Raw genomic sequence first — 25168 nt, 5'->3', positions numbered from 1 at the left:
CCCCACCCGCCCGCACACCTCCGTCCCGCCCCCCACTCGTCCCCCCGCCTGCGCCCCCACCTTCGGCGCGCCCCCGGACCTTCGTACCCCAAGGAGTCGATCCACCATGGCGAGCGATGCGCCGACCGGCCATGTTTCCGACCTCGACTGGCTGATGAGCGGCCTCGTGCAGCGCGTACCGCACACCACCAGCGCGGTCCTGCTGTCCTGCGACGGACTGGTGAAGTCCGTGCACGGCCTCGACCCCGACAGCGCCGACCACATGGCCGCGCTGGCCTCCGGCCTGTACTCCCTCGGCCGCAGCGCCGGTATCCGCTTCGGCGACGGCGGCGACGTGCGGCAGGTCGTCGTCGAACTCGACTCGACCCTGCTGTTCGTCAGCACCGCCGGTTCCGGCACCTGTCTCGCCGTGCTCGCGGGCCGCGAGGCCGACGCGGCGGTGCTCGGCTACGAGATGGCGATGCTGGTCAAGAGCGTCCGCCCGTACCTCGTGACCGCGCCCCGCCAGCACACCGCCGAACCCCCGGCGCTGCGGCCTTGAGCGCGGCGGTGACCGGCGACGGGCCCTGGCTCGACGACGCGGCCGGGCGGCTGGTGCGCCCTTTCACGGTCAGCAACGGCCGCACCCGGCCCACCATCGCCTTCGACCTGATGTCCCAGGTGATGGTGACCGGGGTGACGCCGCTGGGGTACCTCGGACCCGAGCACGGCGAGGCACTCGACCTGTGCCTGGCCCCGGTCTCGGTGGCCGAGGTGGCCGCCCACCTGAAGCTGCCCGCGGCGGTGGCCAAGGTGCTGCTGTCCGACCTCGTCGACTGCGGCGCCCTGACCACCAAACCGCCCGTCACCCCCCACCTTCCCACCGACCGGGCCCTACTGGAGGCAGTGCTCGATGGACTACGACGACAGCTCTGACCACGGCGACGGCCCCGCGGGCCACGACGGCGGCACGGCGACGCACCACCCGTACACGGGAGCCCCGCCGCCTTCCGCCTGCGACGACGGCCCCGCCGACCCCTTCCCCACCGCGCTGAAGATCCTGGTGGCGGGCGGGTTCGGCGTGGGCAAGACGACCTTCGTCGGCGCGGTGAGCGAGATCGCGCCGCTCAGCACGGAGGAACTGCTCACCACGGCCGGCGCCGACACCGACAGCCTCGACGGCATCGAGAACAAGGTCGAGACGACCGTCGCGATGGACTTCGGCCGGATCACCCTGGACGCGGAACACGTCCTGTACCTGTTCGGCACCCCCGGGCAGGAGCGGTTCTGGTTCATGTGGGACGAGCTGTCGGAGGGCGCCCTCGGCGCGGTCATCCTCGCCGACACCCGCCGCCTGGGGGAGTGCTTCGCCGCCGTCGACTTCTTCGAGCAGCGCGGCCTCGCCTTCATCGTCGCCGTCAACGACTTCGACGGCGCCCACCGCTACCGCCTGGACGACATCCGCTCCGCGCTCGACCTCGCCGAGGAGATCCCCGTGGTGCGCTGCGACGCCCGTATCTCCAGCTCCGGCGTCCAGACCCTGCTGACCCTCGTACGGCACCTCATCGCCCACGCGTCCGCACCGGAGGCCAGCCACGGCGCCCACCTGTGACCGCCCCGCCCGGCCGCGACCACGTCCCGGGCCCGGCCCCGCCGCTGTCCCGAACCGCCACGGAGCCCTGCCCCGAACCCGCCACGGAGCCCGTCCATGACACACGCCCACGACGCCGGAGCCCGGCGATGACCTACGACCCGCCGCGCCCGGCCGGTCGGCTGCTGCTCACCCCGGAGGACAGGGAGGCACCGGCCCGTGCCCGGCGGCTGCGCCGGCTGGGCCTGGGCGAGCGCGCCGAACCGGCCCTCGACGCCTTCGCCGACCGGCTCGCCGGACGCACCCGGGCGCCGTACGCCATGGTCAACTTCCCCGGCGAGCACGGGCAGTTCTTCGCCGGACTGCACCGGCCGTCCCGGGACGTGCTGGACGTGGATGCCCCGGCACCGCACGGCCCGCCGCGCCCCGGCGCCCCGGCGGCCGGTGCGGGAGCGCACCGGGAACTGGGCCGCCGTCTGACGCGCGACCAGGGCTTCTGCCCGCACGTGCTGGTGCGCGGCAAGGCGCTGGTGCTGGAGGACGTCCGCGACTACCCGCGGTTCGCGGGCAACGCGGTGGTCGACGAATTCGGCATCCGCTCCTACCTCGGCGCGCCGCTGGTGGACAGCGCGGGCATGGTGCTGGGCACGGTGTGCGTCGTCGACGTCGAGCCGCGGCCGTGGGGCCGGGAGGGGCTGGACACCATCAAGGCCGCGGCGGCCGAACTGAGCCGACGGCTGCGGCGCCGCGAGGCCGAGCGCGGCCCGGACGGCCCGAACGGCTCAGAGAGTCCGAACGGTCCAGAGGGTCCGAACGGTCCAGAGGGGCTGGGTGGCCCGGACGGTGCGCCGCCGGGCTGAACCGGCCCGGGACCCGGGGGCACGGCCGTGTCGCGGGCCGTCTTCCGGACGGCGTGAAGGAAAGCTGTGGCCGTGGTTAAGAAATCCTCGATGGACCGGCGCACCCCGCGTACGGCAGATTGCCAGGTGATTCCACCCCCTCGTCCCGGATGCGGGTCCCTCCGGCGTGCGCCGGACCCGGACCGGGCTCGACCCACAGGAGCCGTAGCGTGAAGGCGCTGGTCAAGGAGAAGGCGGAGCCGGGACTCTGGCTCACGGACGTGCCCGAGCCCGCCGTCGGACCCGGTGACGTACTGATCAAGGTCCTGCGTACCGGCATCTGCGGGACCGACCTGCACATCCGGGCGTGGGACGGCTGGGCGCAGCAGGCGATCCGCACCCCGCTCACGGTCGGCCACGAGTTCGTCGGCGAGGTCGTCGCCACCGGCCGCGACGTCACCGAGATCAAGACCGGCGACCGGGTCAGCGGCGAGGGCCACCTCGTGTGCGGCAAGTGCCGCAACTGCCTGGCCGGGCGCCGCCACCTGTGCCGCGCCACGGTCGGCCTGGGCGTGGGCCGCGACGGCGCGTTCGCCGAGTACGTCGCCCTGCCCGCCGGGAACGTGTGGGTGCACCGCGTCCCCGTCGACCTCGACATCGCCGCGATCTTCGACCCGTTCGGCAACGCCGTGCACACCGCGCTGTCCTTCCCGCTGGTCGGCGAGGACGTGCTGATCACCGGCGCCGGGCCGATCGGCCTGATGGCGGCGGCCGTCGCCAAGCACGCCGGCGCGCGCAACGTCGTCATCACCGACGTCAGCGAGGAGCGCCTCGAACTCGCCCGCAAGATAGGGGTCAGCCTCGCCCTCGACGTCGGCGGCGCCACCATCGCCGACGGGCAGCGCGTGCTCGGTCTGCGCGAGGGCTTCGACATCGGCCTGGAGATGTCCGGGCGGCCCGAGGCGATGCGCGACATGATCGCCAACATGACGCACGGCGGCCGGATCGCCATGCTCGGCCTGCCCGCCCAGGAGTTCCCGGTCGACTGGGCCCGGATCGTCACCTCGATGATCACCGTCAAGGGCATCTACGGCCGCGAGATGTTCGAGACCTGGTACGCCATGTCGGTGCTGCTGGAGGGCGGCCTCGACCTCGCCCCGGTGATCACCGGCCGGTACGGCTACGCCGACTTCGAGGCCGCCTTCGACGAGGCGGCCGGCGGCCGGGGCGGCAAGGTCATCCTGGACTGGACCGCGTAACCCGCACCCGCCACCGCGCCCTTCGCGTCGGCGTGGGCCGTCCTGCCGGTCCCGCGCCTTCGCAGCGGGCGGTCCTTCACTCCCAGAGCAGGCAGTCCTTCGCCTTCAGGCAAGCATCCGAGGAGCTTTTCCATGTTCGACTCCGTGCGTGACGATCTGCGCGCCACCCTCGACGAGATCCGCGCCGCCGGTCTGCACAAGCCCGAGCGGGTCATCGGCACCCCGCAGTCCGCGACCGTCGAGGTCACCGCGGGCGGCCGGCCCGGCGAGGTGCTCAACTTCTGCGCCAACAACTACCTGGGCCTCGCCGACCACCCCGAGGTCGTGGCCGCCGCCCACCAGGCCCTGGACCGCTGGGGCTACGGCATGGCGTCCGTGCGCTTCATCTGCGGCACCCAGGAGGTGCACAAGGAGCTGGAGGCCCGGCTGTCGGCCTTCCTCGGCCAGGAGGACACGATCCTCTACTCCTCCTGCTTCGACGCCAACGGCGGTGTCTTCGAGACCCTGCTCGGGGCCGAGGACGCGGTGATCTCCGACGCCCTCAACCACGCCTCCATCATCGACGGCATCCGCCTGTCCAAGGCCCGCCGCCTGCGCTACGCCAACCGCGACATGGCCGACCTGGAGGCGCAGCTCAAGGCCGCCGGCGACGCCCGCCGCAGGCTGATCGTCACCGACGGCGTCTTCTCCATGGACGGCTATGTGGCACCCCTGGCGGAGATCTGCGACCTCGCCGACCGCTACGACGCCATGGTCATGGTGGACGACTCGCACGCCGTCGGCTTCGTCGGCCCCGGCGGGCGCGGCACCCCTGAGCTGCACGGCGTCATGGACCGCGTCGACATCATCACCGGCACCCTCGGCAAGGCGCTCGGCGGCGCCTCCGGCGGCTACGTCGCCGCCCGCGCCGAGATCGTCGCCCTGCTGCGCCAGCGCTCCCGGCCGTACCTGTTCTCCAACACCCTCGCCCCGGTGATCGCGGCGGCCTCCCTGAAGGTCCTCGACCTGCTGGAGTCGGCCGACGACCTGCGCGTCCGGCTGGCCGAGAACACCAAGCTGTTCCGCTCCCGGATGACCGAGGCGGGCTTCGACGTGCTGCCCGGCGACCACGCCATCGCCCCGGTGATGATCGGCGACGCCGCCGAGGCGGCCCGGATGGCGGAACTGCTGCTGGAGCGCGGGGTGTACGTGATCGGTTTCTCCTACCCGGTGGTGCCGCAGGGCCAGGCCCGCATCCGCGTGCAGCTGTCCGCCGCGCACTCGACCGCCGACGTCAACCGCGCGGTCGACGCCTTCGTCGCCGCCCGTACCGAGCTGGGCGGCTGACCTGCGGGGACACACCTGTCCCGCACTCCTGAGATAATCGGTTCCATGATCGAAGCGCGGCGGCTGCACATCCTCCGGGCAGTGGCCGACCACCGTACGGTGACGGCCGCGGCCGCCGCGCTCTACCTCACCCCCTCGGCGGTCTCTCAGCAGCTCACCGCGCTGGAGCAGGAGACGGGCCACCGGCTCGTGGAACGCGGCGCCAAGGGCGTACGGCTGACCCCGGCCGGTGAGATCCTGCTCAGCCACACCAACGCGGTCCTCGCCCAGCTGGAGCGCGCGGAGGCGGAGCTGGCGGCCTACGGCTCGGGGGAGGCCGGCACGGTCACCGTGGCCGCCTTCGCCACCGGCATCGCCGAGGTGGTCGCCCCGGCACTCGCCCGGCTGGCCGCCTCGGCGCCCGGCATCCGCATCCGCGTCCACGACGCCGAGGGCGACGCCAGCCTGCCGATGGTGCTGGACCGGCAGGTGGACGTCGCCGTCGCCGTCGAGTACCGGGGCGCGCCGTCCGCCGACGACCCGCGCCTGACCCACGTCCCGCTGTACGCCGAGCCCTTCGACGTGGTGGTCCCGGTCGCCCACCGGGTGGCGGACGCCCCCGAGGTCCCGCTCGCCGAGCTGGCCAAGGACGCGTGGATCAGCCCGTACCCGGGCAACCCCTGCCATGACGTGTCGGTGCTGGCCTGCGAGAACGCGGGATTCCCGCCGCGTATCGAACACTCGTCCGATGACTTCCGTGCGGTCGTGGCCCTCGCCGCCGCCGACGCGGGCGTGGCCCTCGTCCCGCGCTCCGCGCTGCGCGGCATGGACCTCACGGGCGTGGTCGTGCGCCCGGTCGACGGGGTCGCGCCCACCCGGCGCGTCTTCGCCGCGGTGCGCCGGGGCGCGGAGGAGCACCCGCTGATCCGGCCGGTGCTGGACGCGCTGCATGCGGCGGCGCGTTCCTGAGGGCGGCACAGGGGGGACAGGGCGGCACCGGACGGGACGGGTGCTGAGCGGGCCGAGCGCGTCCGGGGCGGGCGGCTGTCAGTGGGTGCCGCTAGCGTGCGGGGCATGCCGGATGCAGAAGACGTACGCCGTATCGCCCTGTCCCTGCCGGACACGACGGAGAAGACGGCCTGGAGCATGCCCACGTTCCGGGTCGCGGCCAAGATGTTCGCCACGCTGCCGGAGGAGGAGACCTCCGTCGCCGTGCGCTGCCCCAAGGAGGAGCGCGCCGAACTGGTCCTGGCCGAGCCGGGGAAGTTCTGGATCGCCGGTCACGAGGCGCAGTTCGCCTGGGTGAGGGTGCGGCTGGCCGCGCTGGAGGACGAGGCCGAGCTGCGTGACATCCTCGCGGACTCCTGGCGCCAGGCCGCCCCGGGCCGGCTCCTGGAGGCCCATCCGGAGCTGGGGCTGCCCGCCGCCCCCTGAAGAACCCGCCTCCGAAGAACCGGCCTCGGAAGAACCGGCCTTCGAAGAACCGGCCTTCGAAGATTCCCTCCCTGAAAATCCCGCGGGCGTTGTCGGTGGGCCATGGCATGATCCGGAGGTGCGGGGCGCGAACGGGTTTCGGCCGGGGGCCGGGACGGGGGACCGGAACGGCGGGCTGTCCGTACGGGCCTGACGGCGCGGGGGATTCGGGGGCACGGGGGCACGGGGACGGGACATGCCAGGGAGGGGAGCGTCGAACGGATGACCGAGATGTCATCACAGCCGTCACCGCAGGACAGCGTCGTCGGTGCCGGGAGCGAGGCCGGAGCCGGACCCGGGGTCGGACCGAGCCCCGGGGCGAGGCCGGTCTGGTCACGGGACTTCGCGCTGTTCTTCGTCGCGCGGGCCGTCGCCCGGCTGGGCGACACCATGCTGCCCGTGGCGCTCGCCGCCGGACTGCTGCAACACGGGTACGGCGCGGGCGCGGTGGGACTCGCCATGGCCTCGACGGCCGCCGCCTTCGCCGGGCTCGTGGTCTTCGGCGGCGTCATCGCCGACCGCTTCAGCACACGCAAGCTGATGATCGGCGCGGACCTGGTGCGGCTCGGCACCCAGTCCCTGGCCGCGGTCCTCTTCTACTCGGGGCACGTGGTGCTCTGGGAGATCTGCGTCATCGGGCTCGCCAACGGCGTGGCGGGAGCCGTCTTCCAGCCGGGCGTCGCCAGCACGGTGCCCCGGCTCGCCGCCGACATCCAGGGCGCCAACGGCGCGATACGGATCGCCGAGTCCGCCGCCCAGCTCGCGGGCCCGGCCGTCGCCGGTGTCCTCGTGGGCTTCGCCTCGCCCGGCGGGGTCTTCGCCGCCCACGCTGCCACCTACGCGGTCAGCGCGCTGTGCCTGCTCCTGCTCAGGCTGCCTCCGCTCCCGCCCGGCAGCCGCCCGGCGGCGGCCGCGCACGGATCCGGCTGGGGCACCTTCCGGGCCGACCTGGTCGAGGGCTGGCGGGAGTTCCGCTCGCGCGCCTGGCTGTGGGGAGTCATCGCCGTCTGGTGCCTCTACATGATCGCCGTGTGGGGCCCGACCGTGCCGCTGGTGGCCACCGAGGTGGTCCAGCAGCACGGCCCGCGTGCCTACGGTCTGATCAACTCCGCCCTCGGCGCGGGCACCGTCGTCGGCGGCTTCCTCGCGCTGCGGCTGCGCCCGCGCCGGATGCTGCGCGCCGGGGCGGTCGCGCTCTTCGCCTTCTGCTGCTTCCCGGCGGCGGTCGGTGCGGGCCTCGGCGTGGAGGCCATGGCCGCGGGAGCCGCGGTCGCCGGTGCGGGACAGGCGTTCTGGGGCGTGATGTGGGCGACCAGCGTCCAGACCCAGGTCCCCTCGGACGTCCTCAACCGCATCCACGCCTACGACGTGGCGGGCTCCCTCGCCATGATGCCCGTGGGCCAGGCGCTCGCCGGACCGGCCGCCTCCGCCCTCGGCGCGGGCCATGTGCTGCTGGTGTCCGCGGCGACGAGCGTCGTCGTACCGGTCGTGCTGCTCGCCGTCCCCGCGATCAGCGGCCTGGTACGCGCCGACCCGCCCGGCCCTCACATACGCCGGGCGCGACCGGCGAAGCACTGACCGCCCGCCCCGGTCACCGACTCGGCGCGCCCGCCCCGAGGAACGCGGAGATCCGCGCCCGCAGGGACGCCGCGTCGAGGCCGTGCGCGGCGGTGTGCTCCTCAAGCGTGCCGTAACGCCGCAGTTCGGCCCGGCCCATCCCGAGGCCCAGGATCCGGTGCGGGACGGCGGAGAGCGCGTCGTTCGCCGCCGCGGTCGACGTGCCCGCCAGATACGGCTCGACGAGCACCACGTCGGGACCGGCACCCCGGACGGCACGGCGCAGGGCGCCCGCGTCGAACGGCCGTACGGTCGTCGCGTACAGCACGGTGACGTCCAGGCCCTCCGTCGCGTCGAGCACCGCGTCCAGCAGCGGCCCGACCGCGACCACGACCCCGCGACGGCCCTCGCGCACCGTCAGGAAGTGCTCGCCGTCGACCGTGCGACCGCGGGCGTTCGACTGCACGGACAGCCGCACATAGACCCTGTCGTCCCCGGCCGCGACCGCGTGCCGCAGCAGCGTCTCGGCCTCGTCCGGATGGCCGGGCACCTGGACGGTCCAGCCGTCGAGGGTGTCCAGCAGGGCGACATCACCGGGCGCCATATGGGTGAACCCGCCGGCCGGCCAGTCGAACGAGGCCGCCGCGCTCACCAGCACCGCGCCCACGCCCTGGTGGCCCAGGTCCAGTTTCACCTGTTCGAAGGGCCGCTCCACGAGAAAGCTGGCGAAGGTGTGCACCACCGGCCGCATGCCGGTCAGCGCGAGGCCCGCACCGGCGCCGACGAGCAACTGCTCGCGGATGCCCACGTTGATCACCCGGTCGGGATGCCGCCGCAGCGCCTCGGCGAAGCCGTCCTTGCCGATCTCGGCGAGGACGACCGCGACCCGCGGGTCCTCGTCGAGGAGGCGTGTGACAACGGGAGCGAAACGGTCACGCATGGTGTCCATGGGGGTCGAGCCCTTCTGCGTTCGGGATGTACGGGGCGTTCGGGGTGCGCGGGTCCGGGCGCCGGGGACCGGCCGCCCCATCAGGAGTCCTTCGGCTCCACCCGCGCCACCACCACGTGCGGGCGGCCCGGGTGCGGCGCGGTGAACGCGTCGTACAGCGCCTCGTGGTCGCGGCCGTCGACGGTCGCCGCCGACCAGCCGGCCGCCTCGAAGCGGGCCGCGATCCCGCCGGGGCGGGCGTGGCTGGCGGAGGAGTTGTCGACGACGACGGTGTGCAGCCGGTCCAGCCCCGCGGGACCGGCGAAGGCGATCGCCTCGTGGTTGCTCCCCTCGTCCAGCTCGGCGTCCCCGATCAGCACCCACACCCGGGGTTCGCGCAGCCCCTGGGCGCGCAGCCCGAGCGCCGAGCCGACCGCGAGGGGCAGCCCGTGCCCCAGCGAGCCGCTGCCGATCTCCGCGCCCGGCACCAGCGTGCGGTCCGGATGGTGCCCGAGCGGGGAGTCGTAGGCGCCGAAGCCCGGCAGCCAGTCCACGGACAGGAAGCCCTTGGCGGCGAGGACGGCGTAGTACACCATCGGCCCGTGCCCCTTGGAGAGCAGGAACCGGTCGCGCTCCGGAGCGTCCCGCCGCTCCGGTCCCACCCGCAGGACCCGGTCGTAGAGGACCCACAGCACATCGAGCGTCGACGTGGCCGCCGGACCGTGCTTCTCGTCGCCCGTCATGAGCCCCATCAGCCGGGGCAGGTCGGCGTACCCGTGGGTGCGCCCGAGTTCGTCGGTGGTCGTCATGCCGACGATCGTGCAACCTCGACCAAACTTGAGGTCAAGCACCGCATCCCGCCACTCGGCCGCCCCGGGCCAAGGCGTGCGCGACCACCGACCCGAGTGCGGTATGGTTTTCCTGCACGTCACCCCAGGGGAAACCCCAGGTCAGACGGGCATCGGGACGTGGCGCAGCTTGGTAGCGCACTTGACTGGGGGTCAAGGGGTCGCAGGTTCAAATCCTGTCGTCCCGACTCGAAAGAGTCGCAGATCAGGGCCGGTATCGGAGACATCCGACACCGGCCCTTGATCATTTTCGGGGACCAGATGGGGACCGGCGCCCTTGACGGCGGGGCAGCACGTCTCGACGATCGGGCTCGGCAGTGAGCGAGGTCTGCGGAGCGCGCTGGCCCGGCGTCCGTGATCTTGTGTACGTCGGGGTGTAATGGTGGGCTCGGGTATGGGAACTCTCGGAATGCCTCTGCCGAGGACAGCGCAGGCTGGATCACAGGTAGTCGAAGAAGCGGATCCACCACGTCGGGTAGTAGGAGACGAGGTCGCTGACGCCGTCGTATCCCGTCCAGAGCAGGTGCTCTGAGATGACGGTGTAGCCGAGGGATTCGAGTTCTTCCTCGACGCGGAGCCGGTCGGTAGCTTGAAAGAGTTCACGCTCTTCTTCCTCGTTGTAGCTCCCGGGATTGCCCAAGGTCACGACGGCCAGGTTCCCGAAGTTGCTGATGGTCACCGTGATGTGTTCGGCGCTGTCGGTGGCGGTTGCCGGGATCACGATTGTCCCGTGGTGGCTGGCGTCCTGAACCTGGCGGTCGACGGTGCAGGTGCACTGGAATCGTGCGTTCAAGCGGGTTGCGAGCTGCTCGAATCGGGCTCGGGTGGCGTCGTGGTCGTAGCCGTGGGGAAACTCCATGTGCTGCGGGTCATCAAGTTGCCGGAGCAGAGCCCAAGTGTTCTGGTCATCGAGGGGCATGTACGTCTTCTCCGTGGAGGTGGCGGGTGGCTCGTTGGCTGATCTCTGCTGCGTAGGCGGCCCAGTCGCCGGCGGCGGCCCGCTGCCACTTGACGGCGACGGTGATGTCGATGCCGAGGGGTGCGGGCGAGGACCGCGGCGGGTAGCTCGGTGGCGAGCTGAAACAGCGCGGTCGAGCGGGCTTCCGCGAGCCGGATGCCGAGTTTGCGGAGGCGTTCGCCCATGGCCCAGGCACTGAACGGTCGGCCGGGCTGGCTTCCGAGGAAGGGCCAGGGCGACTCCGTCCGCCCGAGGACGGCATGGCTGCGGCGGACCGCGACCTGCTGTCGGGCCAGGTCAGCGATGGATGCGGGAAGCTCGACCGGAACGGCGCTGAAGCGGATGCGAACGGCGCCCTCCGTCTCCTCGATGTGGTCGATGGTGAGCCGGGAGCTCGCGGCGGGCCACTGGGCATAGCGGAGCAACAGCAAGCGTGAGGAGGCTGCGACCTTACGGTCACGGACCGGGATCAGGGTACCGTCCATGATCCACAGCCGGTCGGTGCCCGGCAGTGGCCGGGGCGCCGGCTCCAGCGCGAGCAGGGGTCGCAGGCGCTGGATGACCCGGCAGACGGTGGCAGGTGAGCAGCCGAAGAACGGCGCGAGCCGGCGCATGGTGAGGTTCGTGCGGTAGTGGACGGCTACCAGCAGTACCCGCTCGGCCAGCGGAAGGCACCACGGTCGGCCACCACCGGGGCCGTTGCCGCCCTGCTCCCGCACCACCCGAAGCAGCTTCTCAAAGCGCCCCGTCCGCAACCCGGTGAACGTCTCCACTCACACCGGCTCAGCCCTCAACACCCCACCCATGCAGGGAAAATGCCCGCCATCAAGCCTTCGCCTGTTGCTTCGAGATCTGTCGTTCCTCCTTTGACGCGGCCGCAGTTGGCCGAGGGCCGGCGCGTATGGGCGGCCGAGTTGTTCGGGCAAGGACGCACGAGTGCTGAGATCGCACGGTTGCTGGAGGTCAGTGCTGAGAGCGTGCGGCGGTGGAAGCGGGTGTGGGAGGAGGGCGGTACTGATGCCTTGCGCCGATGTCCTGCCTCCGGTCGTCCGCCCAAGCTGGATGACGCCCAGGTCGAGCAGGTGCGGATCGCGCTGGAGCAAGGTGCCCAGGCGCATGGCTTCGAGGCTGATTTGTGGACGTTGGAGCGAGTCGGCGTGGTCGTGGAGCGGGTCGCGGGCGTGGTGTTGTCGAGGGCGTCGGTGTGGCGGCTGCTGACGGGCCGGCTGGGGTGGAGTCTGCAACGCCCGGAGCGGCGGGCGGTGGAGCGGGACGAGTCGGAGATCGCCCGCTGGATCGCGCACGAATGGCCGCGCATCAAAAAGGGGCGATGAACAAACGTGCCTGGATCGTCTTCCTCGACGAATCGGGAGTCTCGTCGCTGCCCCAGGTCCGCCGCACCTACGCACCCCGCGGCCGCACCCCGCTCCTGCGGCATCGGCTGAACTGGAAGCGTGCCTCGATGGCCGCGGCTCTCGGCTATCACGCCGCCGAGCCCGACCGCGGGCCTCGGCTGTGCTTCCATCTCAAGCCCGGCAGCTACGACACCACCGCCCTCATCGAAGTCTTGGAACAGCTGAAGGTGTTCTACGCCGGGGAACAGGTGGTGCTGGTCTGGGACGGCCTGTCCGCCCATTGGAGCCGGGCGATGCGGGCCTGGGTCATCGAGCAGGGCTGGCTGACGCTGGAGCGATTACCGCCTACGCTCCCGAGCTCAACCCACTCATCCACCCGCCAACCCCTTCACCTGCACGGGCCAGTACACCGAACCCACCACCTCGGCCGCCGGCTACAACCTCCGCGCCCGCAACTACGACCCCACCACTGGCCGCTTCACCGCCACCGACCCCGTCCAGCTGCGTCAAGGTGAGCCCTACGCCTCCGCCTACAGCTACGCCGGAGACCGGCCGACCTACGCCGTCGACCTCTCGGGCCAGAGCTGGTGGGACCCGATCACCTCACGCCTCAAGGCAATTGGTACCGGCCTCAAACAGGGCGTCGAATCCCCCTTCATCTTCATCGGTGACCTTGCCGACGCCCTCTCCGGCTGTAACGGAGGCGCGGGGGTCTTCATCGACAAGTACTTCCCCGTTCGCCCCGCCTACCGCCTCTACCGCGCGTCGTTCATGTTCCATGAGCAGGGGTGCGATGCCCTCTCCGATCTCTACTTTCAGGCGGCTGACGAACTCTCCCAGCAGATCGTGCTCGTCGGAATCGGCGGACTGACCGGCTGGGAGGCAGACGCGGTAGAGGTCCCTGCCACCGCTCAGCCCAGGAGGTTCGGCCCGGGTGCGGCTCACGGCGACGACCCGGCACTCAACGGAGCGAATCCCTACCGTCCGACCGGCGGAAACCTGTACTACCACGGAGCTGATGTGAAGTCCTTGGTGGGTATCCTCAACAAGGGGTTGGACGCCTCCGAGGCCGCAGCGAACTACACTGATGGACCCGGGGGCTTCTTCCTCGCGACACACTATGGAGACGCAGAATACTTTGCGCTTCGATCGGGATCGGCGCCGGGAATCATCAAGGTCAAAATAACTGACTCTGCGATCGTGAAACTTCAGAACGCTGGAGCAGTCACCCGCAAGATTCCGGAAACCCCGAAATCTCCGAAGTTCGAGGGATATGAGTTCCACATCCCAAACTCAGCTTTTCCTCTCTTTAACCAACTCAGGCGGAGCGGCGAAATTGAAGTATCACCCTGAAGACATCACGCTGGTTGACACGTGGGAATACTTGACCAGGAACGAAGGGCGATTTTTCCGCTCGGGATCATTCGACGCCGTCGAACTGGCCGGTATGATCGCAACCGAGGCGCTCATCAGGGGTGCAGGCGACGTTCGTATCAGGTCCGAGGATGATTGGCTCACTGTGACCGCGGACCATGACTGGTTGGGTGGCCAGGAAACCGAAGCATTTCGTGCGGTAACTCCATTCCCGGAGGGCGGACCCAACAGCATGTTGGCGGAGGTTCTTGCGGTTGGTTTTTCCGAGGGAGTAGCAACGGCAACCTCTGACAGCGTGAGGGTGGTCAAGGGCGAATCCGCTCCCAGCGCTTGCAGGGCCGATCATCCCGTTGCGCGGGCTGTTTCTTTTCGTCGAAGCGCGAGGGGTAATTTGGATTGAACTGGCGGCTCCGTGACCGATGTCGTTGCTGTTGTCTGGAACCGCATGATCAACGCCGTTCCGGGCGGCCGTAAAGCCGTCGAGCAGGCAAGGCCGCCCCTACTCCCAGGGCGGCCCGCTGCACCGGCGCCGTCTGCCGCGGCAAGGAATTCACCGTGCATTTCCTTCGAATTCGTACCCATGGAGCGCTGTTTCGGGATGGTCCGATGGCAACGGGCGACAGCGGTCTTCTGTGCGTCATGGTGGGGATCGTTGAGCGGCTGGTGCCGGATGAGTTGTGGGTGTTGTTCCAGCGGGTGGTGCCGGAGGTGCCGTCGCGGCCGCAGGGTGGTGGTCGGCGTCGGCATGGCGACCGGGAAGTGCTGGCGGCGATCGTCTTCGTGGCCACGTCGGGTTGTACCTGGCAGCAGCTGCCTTCGGCGTCGTTCGGCCCGTCCGGAGCAACCGCCCACAGGCGGTTCTCGGAGTGGTCGAAGGCCCGGGTGTGGGCCAAGCTCCACCGCCTGGTCCTCGACGAACTCGGTGCCCGCGGCGAGCTGGACTGGTCGCGGTGCGCGATCGACTCGGTCAACATGCGGGCCCTGAAAAGGGGGACCTGACAGGCCCGAATCCTGTCGACCGGGGCAAGTACGGCTCGAAGATCCACCTGATCACGCAACGATCAGGTCTGCCCATATCCATCGGCATCTCCGGGGCCGACCTGCACGACAGCCAGGCCCCGATCCCGCTCGTGAGGGGCATCCCGCCGATCCGCTCGCGCCGCGGCCGGCGACGGCGCAAGCCCGGCAAACTCCACGCCGACAAGGGATACGACTACGCCCACCTGCGGCAATGGTTACGCGAACGCGGCATCACCCACCGCATCGCCCGCAAGGGAGTCGAGTCCTCGCAACGGCTGGGGCGTCACCGCTGGACCGTCGAACGCACCATGGCCTGGCTCGCTGGCTGCCGCCGCCTCCACCGACGCTACGAACGCAAGGCCGACCACTTCCTCGCCTTCACCAGCATCGCCTGCACCCTCATCTGCTACCGCCGACTCACCAAATGAGAAGGCCTCTAAATCCTGTCGTACCGACTCGAAAGAGTCGCAGATCAGGGCCGGTATCGGAGACATCCGACACCGGCCCTCGGTCGTTGCCGCCCGGTGCTCCGGGGACTCCCGTGGCTGCCGGGGCCGGGCTCAGGTCGGCCGGGGGAGTGCGTAGACCGCGCTGACTCCGCTGTCCGAGGGATCGCCTGCGTCGAGTACCGCGTCGTGGGACAGGGTGAAGCCCGCCTTCTCCAGTGCTCGGCAGGATGCGGTGTTGTCCTTCTGGGGAGTGGCGACGATCGTGGAGACGTCCGGGTGGAGGCGGAAGAGCACGGCTGCGAACGCGGAGATCACCCGCGAACCGGTCCCGTGGCCGCAGCGGGACGCGTCGCCGATGAGGTAGTCGATGCCCGCGGCGGCCGGAATGCCGATGGCGTGGTTCCCGGCGGGGAGATCGGCGTGGCGGTAGCCCTGGATCATTCCGATGGGGTCGCCCCCGGTCTCGATGACGAAGCAGCGGGTCGGTCCTGTCCCGTCGATCCGGGGCCCGTACTTGCGTTCCACCTCTTCCGGGCTGAGGGCGTCACGCCACCAGGCGCGGACATGAGGTGCGCTCAACCACCGGTGCAGAAGCGAGAGATCGGCGTGACCGAGTGCTCTGAACTCGATCGGTCCCGGTGAACCGGAGCGGCATGTCGCGGCGTTGGGCATGATCCACCTTGTCAGATCCGCCGGACGATGTCAGCGGCGTGGGCGGCCGGCCGTCGCCGACGGCTCACCGGCCCGGTGTCCGGCGGGAGGACTCCGCCTCCACCAACTGGGTCAACCGCTCGGGGGTGAGCGGGTGTTCCGGGTCATCGAGCAGGTTCTTGCCCTTCAGGAATACGGCCGGTGTGGCCCGGACGGCGGTCTGCCGGTCGAATTTCTGCTGCACCTTCTTCACCCATGTGTCGTGCGTGCCCTCGCTGACCGCGGCGGTGAACTTCACCATGTCCAGCCCGGCGACCTTTCTCCCGAGGTCCAGCAGGGCTTGTTTGTCCCCGAAGGTGTCCTCCCGCTCGGAGGGTGGAGGGGAAGCGTAGAGGGCGTCGTGGTACTCGCGGAACTTCCCCGCGTTCTGTGCTGCCGCCAGGGCGTTGGCGGCGTACTTCGATCCCTTGCCGGAGACGATGCGGTCGACGAAGGACAGGATGTGGTAGTCGACGCGCAGCTTGCCCTCGTCCTGGAGCTTGTTGATCGTCGCGTGCAGCTCGTGCTCGAACTCGGCGCATCCCGGGCAGCGGGGATCCTCGTAGACCGTCAGGGTCGCGGGGGCGTCCGCCCGGCCGCTGGGGATGACCAGCTTCTCATCGCCCGTGGCACCCGCGGGCGCGATGACCGGCCGGTTGTCCGCCGTCCGGCCGGACTGCACCACGACGGCGCCCGCGACGACCGTGACCAGGGCCGCCACGACCCCGGCGCTCACCGCGGCCTGCCGCTTGCGGCGGGAGCGCCGGGCGGCTCGTTCGCGTTCGGCCCGCAGGCGTTCGCGTGCCTGACGGGCCCGGGTACGGGCGGTGGACTTGCTCATGCGGGACCTGTTCGGGAGAGAGGGAGTGAGGGGGGAGGGGGTGAGGTGCGGGGCGGCGTCACGGTGCGAGTGCGGCGTCGAGCGAGAAGCGGCTCACGGGCCACCGGGCCGCCCAGGCGCTCAGGACGAGCAGCCCGGCGTCCCTGAGGACTTCCCGGAGGTAGTGGGTGTCCGCGGAGTCGACCTCTCCGCCGCCGCCGAAGCAGCCGCAGTCGATGCTCAGGCCGCGGGCCCACGCCTGCACGATCCCGGCCAGGAACCCGGTGAGCAGCAGCGCGGACAGCACCGCGGCGAGCCGGATCCGCAGTCCCGCCAACAGGAGCCCGGCGAGGGCGAGTTCCAGCGCGGGCATGCCGTGGCCGACCGGAGTGACCAGCGCTTCGGGCAGGATCCGGTAGGCGCGTACCGCCTGGACGGATGCGGCCGGGTCCTGGATCTTCGTCCATCCGGCCCAGCCCCAGACGAGCGCGAGGGCGAGGCGTACGGCCGCGCTGAGGCCCGGCAACGCCCGCCGGACCCCGTCTCCTCGCGCGGGCGCCGGAGTTCGGGTCGAAAGACGCGTCGTCACCTGGGATTCCTGTTCGCTCGGCCGCGACCGACGCCTTGCCGGTCCGCCCTCTCAACCTCGCCCAGGCCGCAGTGGGCCGGTAGCGGCAGCCGTTCGATGGCCTCATAAGGCGGGCCTATGGGTGACGTGAAGGCGGAGGAGTCCCTCGGTCGTCGGGAGTAGGTCCGGCGCCTGAGGCGCGCTGCGCGCCCGCCTGGCTAGGGTCGGTCCCCATGGAGACCACGGGAACCGCCTGTCGCCGGACGGCGGAGCGCACGCGCGACGTGCTGGAACGGCTCGGCACCGAGCGGGACGTATGGGTGGCGACGGCGCACCCCGACCACGGACCGCACCAGGTGCCGCTGTGGTTCCTGTGGGACGGGCGGGCGGTGTGGATGTGTACCGGCGCCTCTTCGGCCACCGTGCGGAACCTCCGCCGGGAGCCGCGCGTGCGGCTGTCGCTGCCGGACACCTTCGACGTGGTGCTCCTCCAGGGCGAGGCGGAGTGCTTCCCGGACCAGGAGGTGCCCGCGGAGGCCGCGCAGGCGTACGCGGGCAAGTTCGGGTGGGATCCACGCGCGGAGGAGGGGGCCTTCGTGTATGTGCGCGTGGTCCTTGGGACAGTGCGCGCGTGGCGCGGCGAGCCGGAGCTGCGGGGGAGAGTCGTCATGCGCGACGGGGTGTGGCTGGACCGGCGGCCGTCCAGCGCCGACGCGCCTCGCGCCTGAGGCGCGCCCGGCCCGGCGTACGACCGGACGCGCCTCGGACGGGCCGCGTCGCCCGGGGGAGGGGTTCTCCGTCGCCCCGCCCCCGGGATCGGCCGGGCGCGCAGGAGACGTCGCTGCCGCCGCCCCCCGTTCACACGCGGATCACCAACTGCTCTTGGTCACCCCGGGAAGCTGCCCCGCGTGGGCGAGTTCGCGGACGCGGATGCGGGACAGGCCGAAGGTGCGGAGGTGGCCGCGGGGGCGGCCGTCCACTGCGTCGCGGTTGCGGACACGGGTGGCGGAGGCGTCGCGGGGCTGGCGGCGCAGTTCCCGCTGGGCGGCGGCCCGGTCCTCGGCGGAGGTGTCCGGGGAGGCGAGGACCGCCTTCAGTTCCGCGCGGCGCGCGGCGTAGTGGGCCACGGTGCGGCGCCGCTGCTCGTTCTTGGCGATCTTGCTCTTCTTGGCCATCAGACCTTCCCTCCCCGGGCGCGGATCCGGGCCACCGCCGCCTCGATGCCGATCGCGTCGACCGTCTTGAGTCCCTTGGCGGAGAGGGTGAGCCGGACATGGCGGCCCTCGCTGGGCAGCCAGTAGCGCTTGTGCTGGATGTTGGGGTCGAAGCGGCGCTTGGTGCGCCGGTGCGAGTGCGAGATCTGGTGCCCGAAGCCGGGCCGTCGGCCGGTGAGTTGGCAGTGTGCTGACATGTTCCTCGTTCCTCCTTGGTACCGGGGCGGCACTCTAGCAGCTTAATGAAAATGAAAACCAATACGTGTATGGTGCCGTCCATGGCCCGTAACGAACTGCGCCCGATCATCAAGCTGAGGTCCACCGCCGGCACCGGCTACACCTACGTGACCCGCAAGAACCGCCGGAACGATCCCGACCGGCTCACCCTGCGCAAGTACGACCCGGTCGTCGGCCGCCACGTCGACTTCCGAGAGGAGCGCTGAGCGCGATGAAGCCCGGAATCCACCCCGAGTACGGCCCGGTCGTCTTCCGCGACCGCGCGGCCGGCTTCGCGTTCCTGACCAGGTCGACGGCGACGAGCGACAGGACCGTCGAGTGGGAGGACGGCCGTACCTACCCGGTGATCGACGTCGAGATCTCCTCGGCGAGCCACCCCTTCTACACCGGCACCCAGCGGGTCCTGGACACCGCCGGACGCGTCGAACGCTTCCAGCGGCGCTATGCCCGAGACGGCGGCCGTGGCGGTGGTGGCCGTGACGGCGGCCGTGGCGACGCGGGGCACAACGGCCTTTCCGGGGGCGCACAGTGACCGGCCGTCAGGGACGCCTTCCCGTCGCGATCGTCGCCGGACTGCACGCCGACGCCCGCCGGACCGCCGTCGAACAGATCCTGCGCACGGTTCCCGGCTCGGTCGCGCTCCACCACGACCTGACGGCCGCCGCCGACCGCGCGGTGCGCCGCACCGTACGGGACGCGGGCGCCACTCTGAGCAGCGGCGAAGCACCCCTGGTGAACGACTGCGCCTGCTGCGCGCTCCGGGAGGACCTGCTCCCCGAACTGCTGCGGCTGGCCGAGGAGGGCCGGTACCGCCTGGCCGTCGTGGAGCTGTGGGACTCCGTGGAGCCCCAGGCCATGGCCCCGGTCATCGCCGAAGCGGACGGACCGCTGGTCCTCACGGGGACCGCCACCGCGGTCGACCCGGCCCTCGTACTGCCGTACCTCGCCAACGGCGACGACCTCGCCGAAATCGGGCTCGCCGCCGCCCCCACCGACCAGCGCACGGTCGCCGACACCTTCGCCCGGCAACTGGAGTACCCCACAGTCATCGCCGTCGTCGAGGGCACGGAGGCCGGACCGCACGTCGAGGCCGCCGACGAAACCGACCACGCCCTGCTCGCCCAACTCACCCCGGGCGCACGCAAGGTGCGGGCGGACGGCGGCGCCCTGGCGGACGCGCTGCTGGCGGGCTTCGACGTGACAGCGGCGGCGGCCCGGGTGCACCCGGCCTGCGCGCTGCTGCCCCAGGACTGCGACGAACACGGGGTCGGCACCTTCGTCTGGCGGCGCGAACGCCCCTTCCACCCGCAGCGCCTCTACGCGGCACTGGAGGACCTGACCTGCGCCGCCGCCCGCAGCCGCGGGCGGTTCTGGCTGGCGGACCGCCCTGACACCCTGCTCACCTGGGACGCGGCGGGCGGTGCGCTGTGTGTCGAATCGGCGGGCCCCTGGCTGGCCGCCCTGCCCGACGCGGCCTGGGAGATGGTGCCCGCCGAACGCCGTCTCGCTGCCGCCGTGGACTGGCATCCCGCGCACGGCGACCGCTGCCAGCACCTCAGCTTCACCTCGCCCGGCCTGGACCGGGACGGCCTGGCGGCCGTGCTCGACGCCTGTCTGCTCACCGACGAGGAGTACGCGGCGGGCCGGGAACGCTGGCAACAACTCCCGCACGCCTTCGACGACTTGCTCGATCCGGTGGTCTGACGGACCGCCCCGGCCCGGCCCGGGAACCGGAAATCCCGCCCGCCTGTCCCCGCACCATCACCTGAGGAAAGGACCGCACCACACCATGCCCCGCCCCGCCACCACCGGCCGGAAGCATCCCGAGCGCCGCCGCGCCAACCCGCTGGACGTCGCCGGCATCACCTTCATCGACTACAAGGACACCGATCTGCTGCGGAAGTTCCTCTCCGACCGGGGCAAGATCCGCAGCCGCCGGGTGTCCGGGGTGACGCGGCAGCAGCAGCGCCGGATAGCGAGGGCCGTCAAGAACGCCCGCGAGATGGCCCTGCTGCCGTACGGCTCCCGGTAGGCGGCGCCGCGGGAGCTTCGTACGGACACCTGTCCGCACGAAGCTCCCGAACTCGTGCTCCGGCTAGGGAACGTAGGGGTACCAGTCGCTCCAGCCACCGGTCCCGAGGTACGAGTAGTAGACGTGGTTCGTCGCCGTCACGGCGTACACGCGCCGCTGCGTGCTGGGCCGGATCTCCCAGTTGCGCATGGTGGCGGCCCGGCCGTTGCCGACCCGGACGGGGCCGTTGCTGCCGGCCGAGATGCGGTAGATGTAGTTGTTCGGAGGGCTCACGGCGAACACCTCGTCGCGCTGCCCGTCGTGGTCCCAGTCGGGCGACAGGGTCCTGCTTCCGCAGACGTACGGCATCGCGTGGCCGAAGGCCGTGAGCAAACAGGTTGCGGGTGCGGCGGGTGCGGCGTGCGCGGGCAGTGCCGCCGGAGCCGCCAGGGCGACGACACCGGCGGCGACGACCGCCGACTTGCGGAGTTTCATCGGCTCTCCAACCGATCGCGGGGCGGTGGCGTCAGGGGTCCACGAACGGATTGCGCACCCACTTGGTGGCCGACGTCTTCGACGGCTCCTCGGAGCCGCCGAAGGCGACGCGCGCGTAGTCCAGCCGTTCCCCGTTCTGGAAGTAGGTCAAGAGGACGTGCCGCCAGGCGTAGCACTTCTTGTCACCGATGGGCACCTGGAAGACCGTCGGTGCCACCCTGATCTTCGAGGTCCCGCCCGCGAACACATATCCCTGGAGCCGGGCCGTCGCCTTGTTCTTGTCGGCCGGGCTCGCGTCGCACAACTGGAGCGTGATGTCTTCCATCCGCCGCGCATTGACCCACTGACCGCTCCAGTCCACCCGGAACCCTCCCGAGTCCCCGGAGGGAAACTGCTCGGCGGCCGCCGCCGGACCGGTCAGCCCGGTGGTCGCTGTGGCGAGAGCGGCGGCGAGCACCGCGATTCCCTTGGCTGTCACTGCCTTGATTCTCACAGTACCGGTGTCCCCCTTGCCGGTTGACGAGGCGTCATGCCCCGCCGGTCGGCACGCACGCTAGCAGGCATGTGCATGATCCGGACAGTTCTGCCCATAAATGGACTCAGGGTAGGGGCGGGGGAGGGGCGGCGCGGTCCGCCGCGTCGGCGTAGCCCCGGTTGCGGACGATGTCGTGGGTGAGGTGGGTGAACGCCTGGGCGGCGGCGGTCTCGTAGGCGTTGCCCCGGCGCAGGAGGGTGACGGTGCGGGCGGGGAGGGAGGGGGTGAGGGGGACGGGGGTGAGGTGGGGGTGGTCGTGGGTGATGGCGTCGGGGAGCACGGTGCTGATCGTCGTGCGGCGCACGATCTCGACGAGGGCCTGGACGGAGTTGGCCTCGACCGCGATGCGCGGGCGCACCCCGTGGGCCGCGAAGTGGGCGTCGATGTGACCTCGGGTGGCGAAGTCACCGCTGAGCAAGCCGAGGTGATGGTTCGTCAGTTCGTGGATCGGTAGCGGGCGGGGCGGGCCGTCCTCCGGGGTGCGGGCGCCGGTGACCAGGCTCAGGGTCTCGGTGAACAGGGTCGTCGCGGTGATCCCGGGCAGATGGGTGCCCGCGAAGGCGATGCCGAGGTCGACGTCGTCGGCGAGCAGCGCCGACTCGATGCGGTCCTGGGTCATCTCCTTCAGGTCCAGGGTGACGCCCGGGTGCCGGGTGTGCAGTCCGGCGACCAGGGGGCCCACCAGATACGCGGTGAAGGTGGGCGTCACGGCCAGGCGGAGGTGGCCGCTCGTGAGGTCGCGGACGTCCCGGACGGCGCGCTCGGCGGCGGCCAGGTCCCTGAGGGCCCGGCGGGCGTGCAGCGCGTAGGTCTCACCGGCGTCGGTGAGCCGCACGCTGCGGCCGGTCCGGTCGAGCAGCTGTGCGCCCACGGTCCGCTCCAGTTGCCTGACCTGCTGGGAGAGGGTCGGCTGCGAGATGCGCAGCTCCTCCGCGGCGCGGGTGAAGCTGCCGTGCTCGGCCACGGCGAGCAGATAGCGCAGATGACGCAGTTCCAGGGCCATGGACGCCACTGTAGGGCCAGGCGGGAGTCGGGTCGCGGCCATATATAGATGTCAGCAATGGCAGGCATGAGTAGTGCGTCTTGGACACTATAGGTACAGGTCATGCAGGGTGGATGCATCGAGGCCGACCGGCCGGGCCCATCGAGGACCCGCCGAAGGCCCACCGCAGACCCACCGAAGGGAGTGCCCCCATGCGTGACCTCGCCGAGGGCGTCTCGCGATTCCAGCGGCACGTCCATCCCGCCAAGGCGGACCTGTTCGCCCGTCTCGCCGGGCACCACGCGCCGCACACGCTGTTCATCGGCTGCTCCGACGCCCGCGTGGTCCCCGAACTGATCACCGCCAGCGAACCGGGCGAGCTGTTCGTCGTCCGCACCGCGGGCAACCTCGTCCCCGCGTACACACCGGGCCCCGACGCGGTGGCGGCCGGCATCGAGTACGCCGTCGCCGTCCTCGGCGTCCGTGACGTCGTGATCTGCGGGCACTCGGGCTGCGGCGCGATGACGGCGCTGGCCGAGGCGCACGACCTCAGCGGTGTCCCGGCGGTCGCCGGATGGCTGCGGCACGCGGACGCCTCCCGTGCCCGCACCGCCGCGCGCGGGGACGTCACCGCCCTGGTCCGGCAGAACGTGCTCGCCCAGCTGGCGACCCTCGCCACCCACCCCTCCGTGGCCCGAGCCCTGGCCGAGGGCACCCTCACCGCGCACGGGTGGGTCTACGACATCGCCACCGGCGGGGTGGAGGTCCTCACCTCCGCCGCTGCCCCGGCCACCCCGGCTCCGGCGGCCTGACCGCCGGGCCCCGGCCCCGGCGCCCCTCCGCCCTCTCCGGGCTCCGGGCACCCCTGCCTCCCGGCCGTCGCCGTGTCGCTGCGGACCGGGCGTTCCCCCACCCTTGTATCCAGGAAGGACATCCCCTGATGACGCACGCCCAGCTCGACCCCACCGCCCGGCAGGCCCTCGCCGTCACCGCCGTCGAGGCCAAGATCCGCAAGGACCTCAGCTGGCAGCAGATCGCGGACGCGGCGGGCCTCTCCGTGGCCTTCACCACCGCCGCCGTGCTCGGCCAGCACGCCCTGCCCGAGCGGTCCGCCGCGGCCGTCGCCGAGCTGCTCGGCCTGGACGACGACGCCGTGACGCTGCTCCGGACGATCCCGACCCGCGGCTCCCTGGCCGGTGCCGTCCCCACCGACCCGACCATCTACCGTTTCTACGAGATGCTCCAGGTGTACGGCACCACGCTCAAGGCACTCGTGCACGAGCAGTTCGGCGACGGCATCATCTCCGCGATCAACTTCAAGCTGGACGTGAAGAAGGTCGCCGACCCCGAGGGCGGCGAGCGCGCCGTGATCACCCTGGACGGCAAGTACCTGCCGACCAGGCCCTTCTGATTGCCCAGCCGCCGGTGTACGGGGCCGGGCCGGGGCAGTCGTACCGCGACTCCCCGGCCCGCCCCGCCCGGACCTCCGGGCCCGCCCCGCCCGGACCTCCGGGCCCGCCCCGCCCGGACCTCCGGGCCCGCCCCGCCCGAGCCCTCACTCCGCAGAACTCACCGAAAGCCGCCCCACATGGACTTCGTACAGCGCACCATCGACCTTGCCCGCCGCAATGTCACCGAGGGCGGGCGCCCGTTCGCCACCGTCATCGTCAAGGACGGCGAGATCCTGGCCGAGAGCGCCAACCAGGTCGCCCAGACCAGCGACCCCACCGCCCACGCCGAGATCCTCGCCGTACGCGAGGCGTGCACCCGGCTCGGCACGGAACACCTCGTCGGGGCCACCGTCTACGTCCTCGCCCACCCCTGCCCGATGTGCCTGGGCTCGCTCTACTACTGCTCGCCGGACGAGGTCGTCTTCCTCACCACCCGCGACGCCTACGAACCCCACTACGTCGACGACCGCAAGTACTTCGAACTCGACACCTTCTACGGCGAGTTCGCCAAGGACTGGCGCGAGCGCCGACTGCCGATGCGGCACGAGCCGCGCGAGGACGCCGTCGACGTCTACCGGCTGTGGCAGGAGCGCAACGGCGGTGAGCGCCGCGTCGCCGGTGCCCCCACGGCCGGCTGAGGGGCGGTGCGACCGTGAACCCCACCGAAGCGTCCACCGGGGATTCCGGCGGAGAGTCCGCCGGGCGCTTTGCCCGCCGCCCCGCCGAGGCGACCGCCGCCGACCTGCCCTACCTGGAACGCGCCGTCGACCTGGCGGCCGAGGCGCTCGGCGCCGGGGACGAGCCGTTCGGTTCGCTCCTGGTCGGCGGCGACGGGCGGATCCTGGCGGAGGACCGCAACCGGGTGCACACCCTGGGCGACCGCACCCGGCACCCCGAGTTCGCCCTGGTGCGCTGGGCCATCGGGCATCTCGACGCGCGCGAGCGGGCGGCGGCGACCGTCTTCACCTCGGGGGAGCACTGCACCATGTGCGCCGCCGCCCACGGCTGGGCCGGGCTCGGAACCGTCGTCTACGCCCACTCGGCCGCCGAGCTGACCGAGTGGCTGACCGCCCTGGACGCGCCGCCGTCCCCGGTGCGCTGTCTGCCGCTGCGGGACGTGGTGCCCGGCCTAGACGTGCGCGGGCCCGCCCCGGCGCTCACCTCCCGGCTGCGCGCGCTGCACCACGAGTTCCACCGGCGGTGCACGGAAGGCTCGTGACCGGCCGACGC

Annotated in this window: 32 protein-coding genes, 1 tRNA gene and 3 pseudogenes; 24 read left to right on the top strand and 12 right to left on the bottom strand. The window is 71.5% G+C overall.

The window, feature by feature from the left end; translation table 11 throughout:
* Positions 1-106 precede the first annotated feature (106 nt).
* The 9 genes from B086_RS0112675 to B086_RS0112635 all read left to right on the top strand — a co-directional run bounded on the left by B086_RS0112675 (position 107) and on the right by B086_RS0112635 (position 8024).
* On the top strand, positions 107-541 hold the full coding sequence (locus B086_RS0112675) for a roadblock/LC7 domain-containing protein (RefSeq protein WP_018566784.1): 435 nt from the start codon (positions 107-109) through the stop codon (positions 539-541).
* The gene (locus B086_RS0112670; RefSeq protein WP_026252356.1) at positions 538-915 is read left to right on the top strand and encodes a DUF742 domain-containing protein; all 378 of its coding nucleotides are present in this window, start codon (positions 538-540) and stop codon (positions 913-915) included. Before B086_RS0112675 ends, B086_RS0112670 begins: the two co-directional genes overlap by 4 nt.
* Positions 893-1591: a GTP-binding protein gene (locus B086_RS0112665; RefSeq protein ID WP_018566782.1), complete on the top strand. Its 699-nt coding sequence runs from the start codon at positions 893-895 to the stop codon at positions 1589-1591. The genes B086_RS0112670 and B086_RS0112665 overlap by 23 nt, the downstream gene beginning before the upstream one ends.
* 128 nt (positions 1592-1719) lie before the next feature.
* Positions 1720-2430, top strand: coding sequence for a GAF domain-containing protein (locus tag B086_RS0112660; RefSeq protein ID WP_018566781.1), 711 nt, complete (start codon positions 1720-1722; stop codon positions 2428-2430).
* A gap of 209 nt (positions 2431-2639) precedes the next feature.
* On the top strand, positions 2640-3668 hold the full coding sequence (tdh, locus tag B086_RS0112655; protein ID WP_018566780.1) for an L-threonine 3-dehydrogenase: 1029 nt from the start codon (positions 2640-2642) through the stop codon (positions 3666-3668).
* Positions 3669-3800: 132 nt separating this feature from the next.
* Positions 3801-4994 carry a glycine C-acetyltransferase gene (locus B086_RS0112650; protein WP_018566779.1) on the top strand — a complete coding sequence of 398 codons (1194 nt, stop codon included), beginning with the start codon at positions 3801-3803 and terminating at the stop codon, positions 4992-4994.
* Positions 4995-5039: 45 nt separating this feature from the next.
* Positions 5040-5942 (top strand): LysR family transcriptional regulator, encoded by a 903-nt coding sequence (locus tag B086_RS0112645; protein ID WP_018566778.1) that lies wholly within the window; start codon positions 5040-5042, stop codon positions 5940-5942.
* 105 nt (positions 5943-6047) lie between these two features.
* Entirely contained in the window at positions 6048-6407 is a 360-nt protein-coding gene (locus B086_RS0112640) for an MmcQ/YjbR family DNA-binding protein (RefSeq protein WP_026252355.1), read from the top strand.
* A gap of 261 nt (positions 6408-6668) precedes the next feature.
* A complete protein-coding gene (locus B086_RS0112635) occupies positions 6669-8024 on the top strand; it encodes an MFS transporter (protein WP_018566776.1) in 1356 nt (451 codons plus the stop codon).
* A gap of 13 nt (positions 8025-8037) precedes the next feature.
* Here B086_RS0112635 and B086_RS0112630 read toward each other — a convergent pair whose 3' ends face one another.
* Entirely contained in the window at positions 8038-8952 is a 915-nt protein-coding gene (locus tag B086_RS0112630; protein WP_018566775.1) for a transketolase family protein, read from the bottom strand.
* A gap of 80 nt (positions 8953-9032) precedes the next feature.
* Positions 9033-9740 (bottom strand): transketolase, encoded by a 708-nt coding sequence (locus tag B086_RS0112625; RefSeq protein ID WP_018566774.1) that lies wholly within the window; start codon positions 9738-9740, stop codon positions 9033-9035.
* Between the two features lie 153 nt (positions 9741-9893).
* Here B086_RS0112625 and B086_RS0112620 point away from each other — a divergent pair.
* Positions 9894-9967 (top strand) — tRNA-Pro (locus tag B086_RS0112620).
* Positions 9968-10218: 251 nt separating this feature from the next.
* On the opposite strand, the gene B086_RS0112615 is transcribed toward B086_RS0112620, so the two are convergent.
* Both B086_RS0112615 and B086_RS46220 read right to left on the bottom strand, forming a co-directional pair.
* Entirely contained in the window at positions 10219-10698 is a 480-nt protein-coding gene (locus B086_RS0112615) for a hypothetical protein (protein WP_018566773.1), read from the bottom strand.
* Positions 10699-11168: 470 nt separating this feature from the next.
* Positions 11169-11510: pseudogene (locus tag B086_RS46220) on the bottom strand (helix-turn-helix domain-containing protein); the annotation flags it as partial.
* Between the two features lie 42 nt (positions 11511-11552).
* On the opposite strand from B086_RS46220, the gene B086_RS0112610 reads away from it, so the two are divergent.
* The 5 genes and pseudogenes from B086_RS0112610 to B086_RS0112600 all read left to right on the top strand — a co-directional run bounded on the left by B086_RS0112610 (position 11553) and on the right by B086_RS0112600 (position 14914).
* Complete coding sequence (locus B086_RS0112610) at positions 11553-12071, top strand: winged helix-turn-helix domain-containing protein (RefSeq protein ID WP_106436069.1); 519 nt, start codon at positions 11553-11555, stop codon at positions 12069-12071.
* Positions 12044-12388, top strand: a pseudogene (locus B086_RS46215) (transposase); the annotation flags it as partial. The gene B086_RS0112610 and the pseudogene B086_RS46215, both read left to right, overlap by 28 nt.
* 139 nt (positions 12389-12527) lie before the next feature.
* A pseudogene (locus B086_RS46210) lies at positions 12528-12614 on the top strand (hypothetical protein); the annotation flags it as partial.
* Between the two features lie 249 nt (positions 12615-12863).
* Positions 12864-13445, top strand: a complete 582-nt coding sequence (locus tag B086_RS45410) for a hypothetical protein (protein WP_234029304.1) — start codon at positions 12864-12866, stop codon at positions 13443-13445.
* A gap of 660 nt (positions 13446-14105) precedes the next feature.
* A protein-coding gene (locus tag B086_RS0112600) for an IS5 family transposase (RefSeq protein ID WP_420712548.1) occupies positions 14106-14914 on the top strand; the annotation gives its coding sequence in 2 pieces (ribosomal slippage) (positions 14106-14454 and positions 14454-14914; 810 coding nt in all).
* Between the two features lie 132 nt (positions 14915-15046).
* On the opposite strand, the gene B086_RS39910 is transcribed toward B086_RS0112600, so the two are convergent.
* The 3 genes from B086_RS39910 to B086_RS0112585 all read right to left on the bottom strand — a co-directional run bounded on the left by B086_RS39910 (position 15047) and on the right by B086_RS0112585 (position 17034).
* Complete coding sequence (locus tag B086_RS39910; protein WP_063746781.1) at positions 15047-15607, bottom strand: GNAT family N-acetyltransferase; 561 nt, start codon at positions 15605-15607, stop codon at positions 15047-15049.
* A 64-nt stretch (positions 15608-15671) separates the two neighbouring features.
* Positions 15672-16466, bottom strand: a complete 795-nt coding sequence (locus tag B086_RS0112590; RefSeq protein ID WP_018566768.1) for a DsbA family protein — start codon at positions 16464-16466, stop codon at positions 15672-15674.
* Positions 16467-16524: 58 nt separating this feature from the next.
* A complete protein-coding gene (locus B086_RS0112585) occupies positions 16525-17034 on the bottom strand; it encodes a MauE/DoxX family redox-associated membrane protein (RefSeq protein WP_199790744.1) in 510 nt (169 codons plus the stop codon).
* A gap of 212 nt (positions 17035-17246) precedes the next feature.
* Between B086_RS0112585 and B086_RS0112580 the strand changes: the two genes are divergently transcribed.
* Positions 17247-17741 (top strand): pyridoxamine 5'-phosphate oxidase family protein, encoded by a 495-nt coding sequence (locus tag B086_RS0112580; RefSeq protein ID WP_018566766.1) that lies wholly within the window; start codon positions 17247-17249, stop codon positions 17739-17741.
* A gap of 141 nt (positions 17742-17882) precedes the next feature.
* Here B086_RS0112580 and rpsN read toward each other — a convergent pair whose 3' ends face one another.
* Both rpsN and rpmB read right to left on the bottom strand, forming a co-directional pair.
* Complete coding sequence (gene rpsN / locus B086_RS0112575; protein ID WP_018566765.1) at positions 17883-18188, bottom strand: 30S ribosomal protein S14; 306 nt, start codon at positions 18186-18188, stop codon at positions 17883-17885.
* Positions 18188-18424 carry a 50S ribosomal protein L28 gene (rpmB, locus tag B086_RS0112570; protein ID WP_018566764.1) on the bottom strand — a complete coding sequence of 79 codons (237 nt, stop codon included), beginning with the start codon at positions 18422-18424 and terminating at the stop codon, positions 18188-18190. The genes rpsN and rpmB overlap by 1 nt, the downstream gene beginning before the upstream one ends.
* An 81-nt stretch (positions 18425-18505) precedes the next feature.
* Here rpmB and rpmG point away from each other — a divergent pair, with 81 nt between their 5' ends.
* From rpmG to rpsR, 4 genes are all read left to right on the top strand, one after another.
* Positions 18506-18670 carry a 50S ribosomal protein L33 gene (gene rpmG, locus B086_RS0112565; RefSeq protein ID WP_026252351.1) on the top strand — a complete coding sequence of 55 codons (165 nt, stop codon included), beginning with the start codon at positions 18506-18508 and terminating at the stop codon, positions 18668-18670.
* A 5-nt stretch (positions 18671-18675) separates the two neighbouring features.
* Positions 18676-18996: a type B 50S ribosomal protein L31 gene (locus tag B086_RS39905; RefSeq protein WP_018566762.1), complete on the top strand. Its 321-nt coding sequence runs from the start codon at positions 18676-18678 to the stop codon at positions 18994-18996.
* On the top strand, positions 18993-20168 hold the full coding sequence (locus tag B086_RS0112555; protein ID WP_018566761.1) for a CobW family GTP-binding protein: 1176 nt from the start codon (positions 18993-18995) through the stop codon (positions 20166-20168). The genes B086_RS39905 and B086_RS0112555 overlap by 4 nt, the downstream gene beginning before the upstream one ends.
* An 85-nt stretch (positions 20169-20253) precedes the next feature.
* Positions 20254-20496: a 30S ribosomal protein S18 gene (rpsR, locus tag B086_RS0112550; protein WP_018566760.1), complete on the top strand. Its 243-nt coding sequence runs from the start codon at positions 20254-20256 to the stop codon at positions 20494-20496.
* 63 nt (positions 20497-20559) lie between these two features.
* Here the strand turns inward: rpsR and B086_RS0112545 are convergent, their stop codons facing one another.
* From B086_RS0112545 to cynR, 3 genes are all read right to left on the bottom strand, one after another.
* Complete coding sequence (locus B086_RS0112545) at positions 20560-20970, bottom strand: hypothetical protein (protein WP_018566759.1); 411 nt, start codon at positions 20968-20970, stop codon at positions 20560-20562.
* A 31-nt stretch (positions 20971-21001) separates the two neighbouring features.
* Positions 21002-21448 carry a hypothetical protein gene (locus tag B086_RS0112540; RefSeq protein WP_158679221.1) on the bottom strand — a complete coding sequence of 149 codons (447 nt, stop codon included), beginning with the start codon at positions 21446-21448 and terminating at the stop codon, positions 21002-21004.
* Positions 21449-21569: 121 nt separating this feature from the next.
* Positions 21570-22508 carry a transcriptional regulator CynR gene (gene cynR, locus B086_RS0112535; RefSeq protein ID WP_018566757.1) on the bottom strand — a complete coding sequence of 313 codons (939 nt, stop codon included), beginning with the start codon at positions 22506-22508 and terminating at the stop codon, positions 21570-21572.
* Between the two features lie 191 nt (positions 22509-22699).
* Between cynR and B086_RS0112530 the strand changes: the two genes are divergently transcribed.
* The 4 genes from B086_RS0112530 to B086_RS0112515 all read left to right on the top strand — a co-directional run bounded on the left by B086_RS0112530 (position 22700) and on the right by B086_RS0112515 (position 25157).
* Positions 22700-23299, top strand: a complete 600-nt coding sequence (locus tag B086_RS0112530; protein WP_018566756.1) for a carbonic anhydrase — start codon at positions 22700-22702, stop codon at positions 23297-23299.
* 128 nt (positions 23300-23427) lie between these two features.
* Positions 23428-23898, top strand: coding sequence for a cyanase (gene cynS / locus B086_RS0112525; RefSeq protein WP_018566755.1), 471 nt, complete (start codon positions 23428-23430; stop codon positions 23896-23898).
* A 177-nt stretch (positions 23899-24075) separates the two neighbouring features.
* Positions 24076-24576: a nucleoside deaminase gene (locus B086_RS0112520; RefSeq protein ID WP_018566754.1), complete on the top strand. Its 501-nt coding sequence runs from the start codon at positions 24076-24078 to the stop codon at positions 24574-24576.
* A 14-nt stretch (positions 24577-24590) separates the two neighbouring features.
* Positions 24591-25157, top strand: coding sequence for a deaminase (locus B086_RS0112515; RefSeq protein ID WP_018566753.1), 567 nt, complete (start codon positions 24591-24593; stop codon positions 25155-25157).
* Positions 25158-25168 lie beyond the last annotated feature (11 nt).

It is taken from the genome of Streptomyces sp. PsTaAH-124 (genome assembly GCF_000373685.1).
In the GTDB taxonomy this organism is placed as follows: Bacteria; Actinomycetota; Actinomycetes; order Streptomycetales; family Streptomycetaceae; genus Streptomyces; species Streptomyces andamanensis.
Note: the sequence above shows the minus strand (reverse complement) of the source record. Positions and strands in the feature narration are given on the sequence as shown.

Coding starts and splice junctions, on each gene's coding strand:
- cynR (WP_018566757.1), bottom strand. CDS start 22,508: ATGGCCCTGGAACTGCGTCATCTGCGCTATCTGCTCGCCGTGGCCGAG.
- B086_RS0112615 (WP_018566773.1), bottom strand. CDS start 10,698: ATGCCCCTCGATGACCAGAACACTTGGGCTCTGCTCCGGCAACTTGAT.
- B086_RS0112625 (WP_018566774.1), bottom strand. CDS start 9,740: ATGACGACCACCGACGAACTCGGGCGCACCCACGGGTACGCCGACCTG.
- B086_RS0112530 (WP_018566756.1), top strand. CDS start 22,700: ATGCGTGACCTCGCCGAGGGCGTCTCGCGATTCCAGCGGCACGTCCAT.
- B086_RS0112650 (WP_018566779.1), top strand. CDS start 3,801: ATGTTCGACTCCGTGCGTGACGATCTGCGCGCCACCCTCGACGAGATC.
- B086_RS0112545 (WP_018566759.1), bottom strand. CDS start 20,970: ATGAAACTCCGCAAGTCGGCGGTCGTCGCCGCCGGTGTCGTCGCCCTG.
- B086_RS45410 (WP_234029304.1), top strand. CDS start 12,864: ATGTTCCATGAGCAGGGGTGCGATGCCCTCTCCGATCTCTACTTTCAG.
- B086_RS0112580 (WP_018566766.1), top strand. CDS start 17,247: ATGGAGACCACGGGAACCGCCTGTCGCCGGACGGCGGAGCGCACGCGC.
- rpsR (WP_018566760.1), top strand. CDS start 20,254: ATGCCCCGCCCCGCCACCACCGGCCGGAAGCATCCCGAGCGCCGCCGC.
- B086_RS0112675 (WP_018566784.1), top strand. CDS start 107: ATGGCGAGCGATGCGCCGACCGGCCATGTTTCCGACCTCGACTGGCTG.
- B086_RS0112645 (WP_018566778.1), top strand. CDS start 5,040: ATGATCGAAGCGCGGCGGCTGCACATCCTCCGGGCAGTGGCCGACCAC.
- B086_RS0112665 (WP_018566782.1), top strand. CDS start 893: ATGGACTACGACGACAGCTCTGACCACGGCGACGGCCCCGCGGGCCAC.
- cynS (WP_018566755.1), top strand. CDS start 23,428: ATGACGCACGCCCAGCTCGACCCCACCGCCCGGCAGGCCCTCGCCGTC.
- B086_RS0112610 (WP_106436069.1), top strand. CDS start 11,553: ATGCCCGCCATCAAGCCTTCGCCTGTTGCTTCGAGATCTGTCGTTCCT.
- B086_RS0112660 (WP_018566781.1), top strand. CDS start 1,720: ATGACCTACGACCCGCCGCGCCCGGCCGGTCGGCTGCTGCTCACCCCG.
- rpmG (WP_026252351.1), top strand. CDS start 18,506: ATGGCCCGTAACGAACTGCGCCCGATCATCAAGCTGAGGTCCACCGCC.
- B086_RS39905 (WP_018566762.1), top strand. CDS start 18,676: ATGAAGCCCGGAATCCACCCCGAGTACGGCCCGGTCGTCTTCCGCGAC.
- B086_RS0112630 (WP_018566775.1), bottom strand. CDS start 8,952: ATGGACACCATGCGTGACCGTTTCGCTCCCGTTGTCACACGCCTCCTC.
- B086_RS0112590 (WP_018566768.1), bottom strand. CDS start 16,466: ATGAGCAAGTCCACCGCCCGTACCCGGGCCCGTCAGGCACGCGAACGC.
- B086_RS0112635 (WP_018566776.1), top strand. CDS start 6,669: ATGACCGAGATGTCATCACAGCCGTCACCGCAGGACAGCGTCGTCGGT.
- rpmB (WP_018566764.1), bottom strand. CDS start 18,424: ATGTCAGCACACTGCCAACTCACCGGCCGACGGCCCGGCTTCGGGCAC.
- B086_RS0112640 (WP_026252355.1), top strand. CDS start 6,048: ATGCCGGATGCAGAAGACGTACGCCGTATCGCCCTGTCCCTGCCGGAC.
- B086_RS0112520 (WP_018566754.1), top strand. CDS start 24,076: ATGGACTTCGTACAGCGCACCATCGACCTTGCCCGCCGCAATGTCACC.
- rpsN (WP_018566765.1), bottom strand. CDS start 18,188: ATGGCCAAGAAGAGCAAGATCGCCAAGAACGAGCAGCGGCGCCGCACC.
- B086_RS39910 (WP_063746781.1), bottom strand. CDS start 15,607: ATGCCCAACGCCGCGACATGCCGCTCCGGTTCACCGGGACCGATCGAG.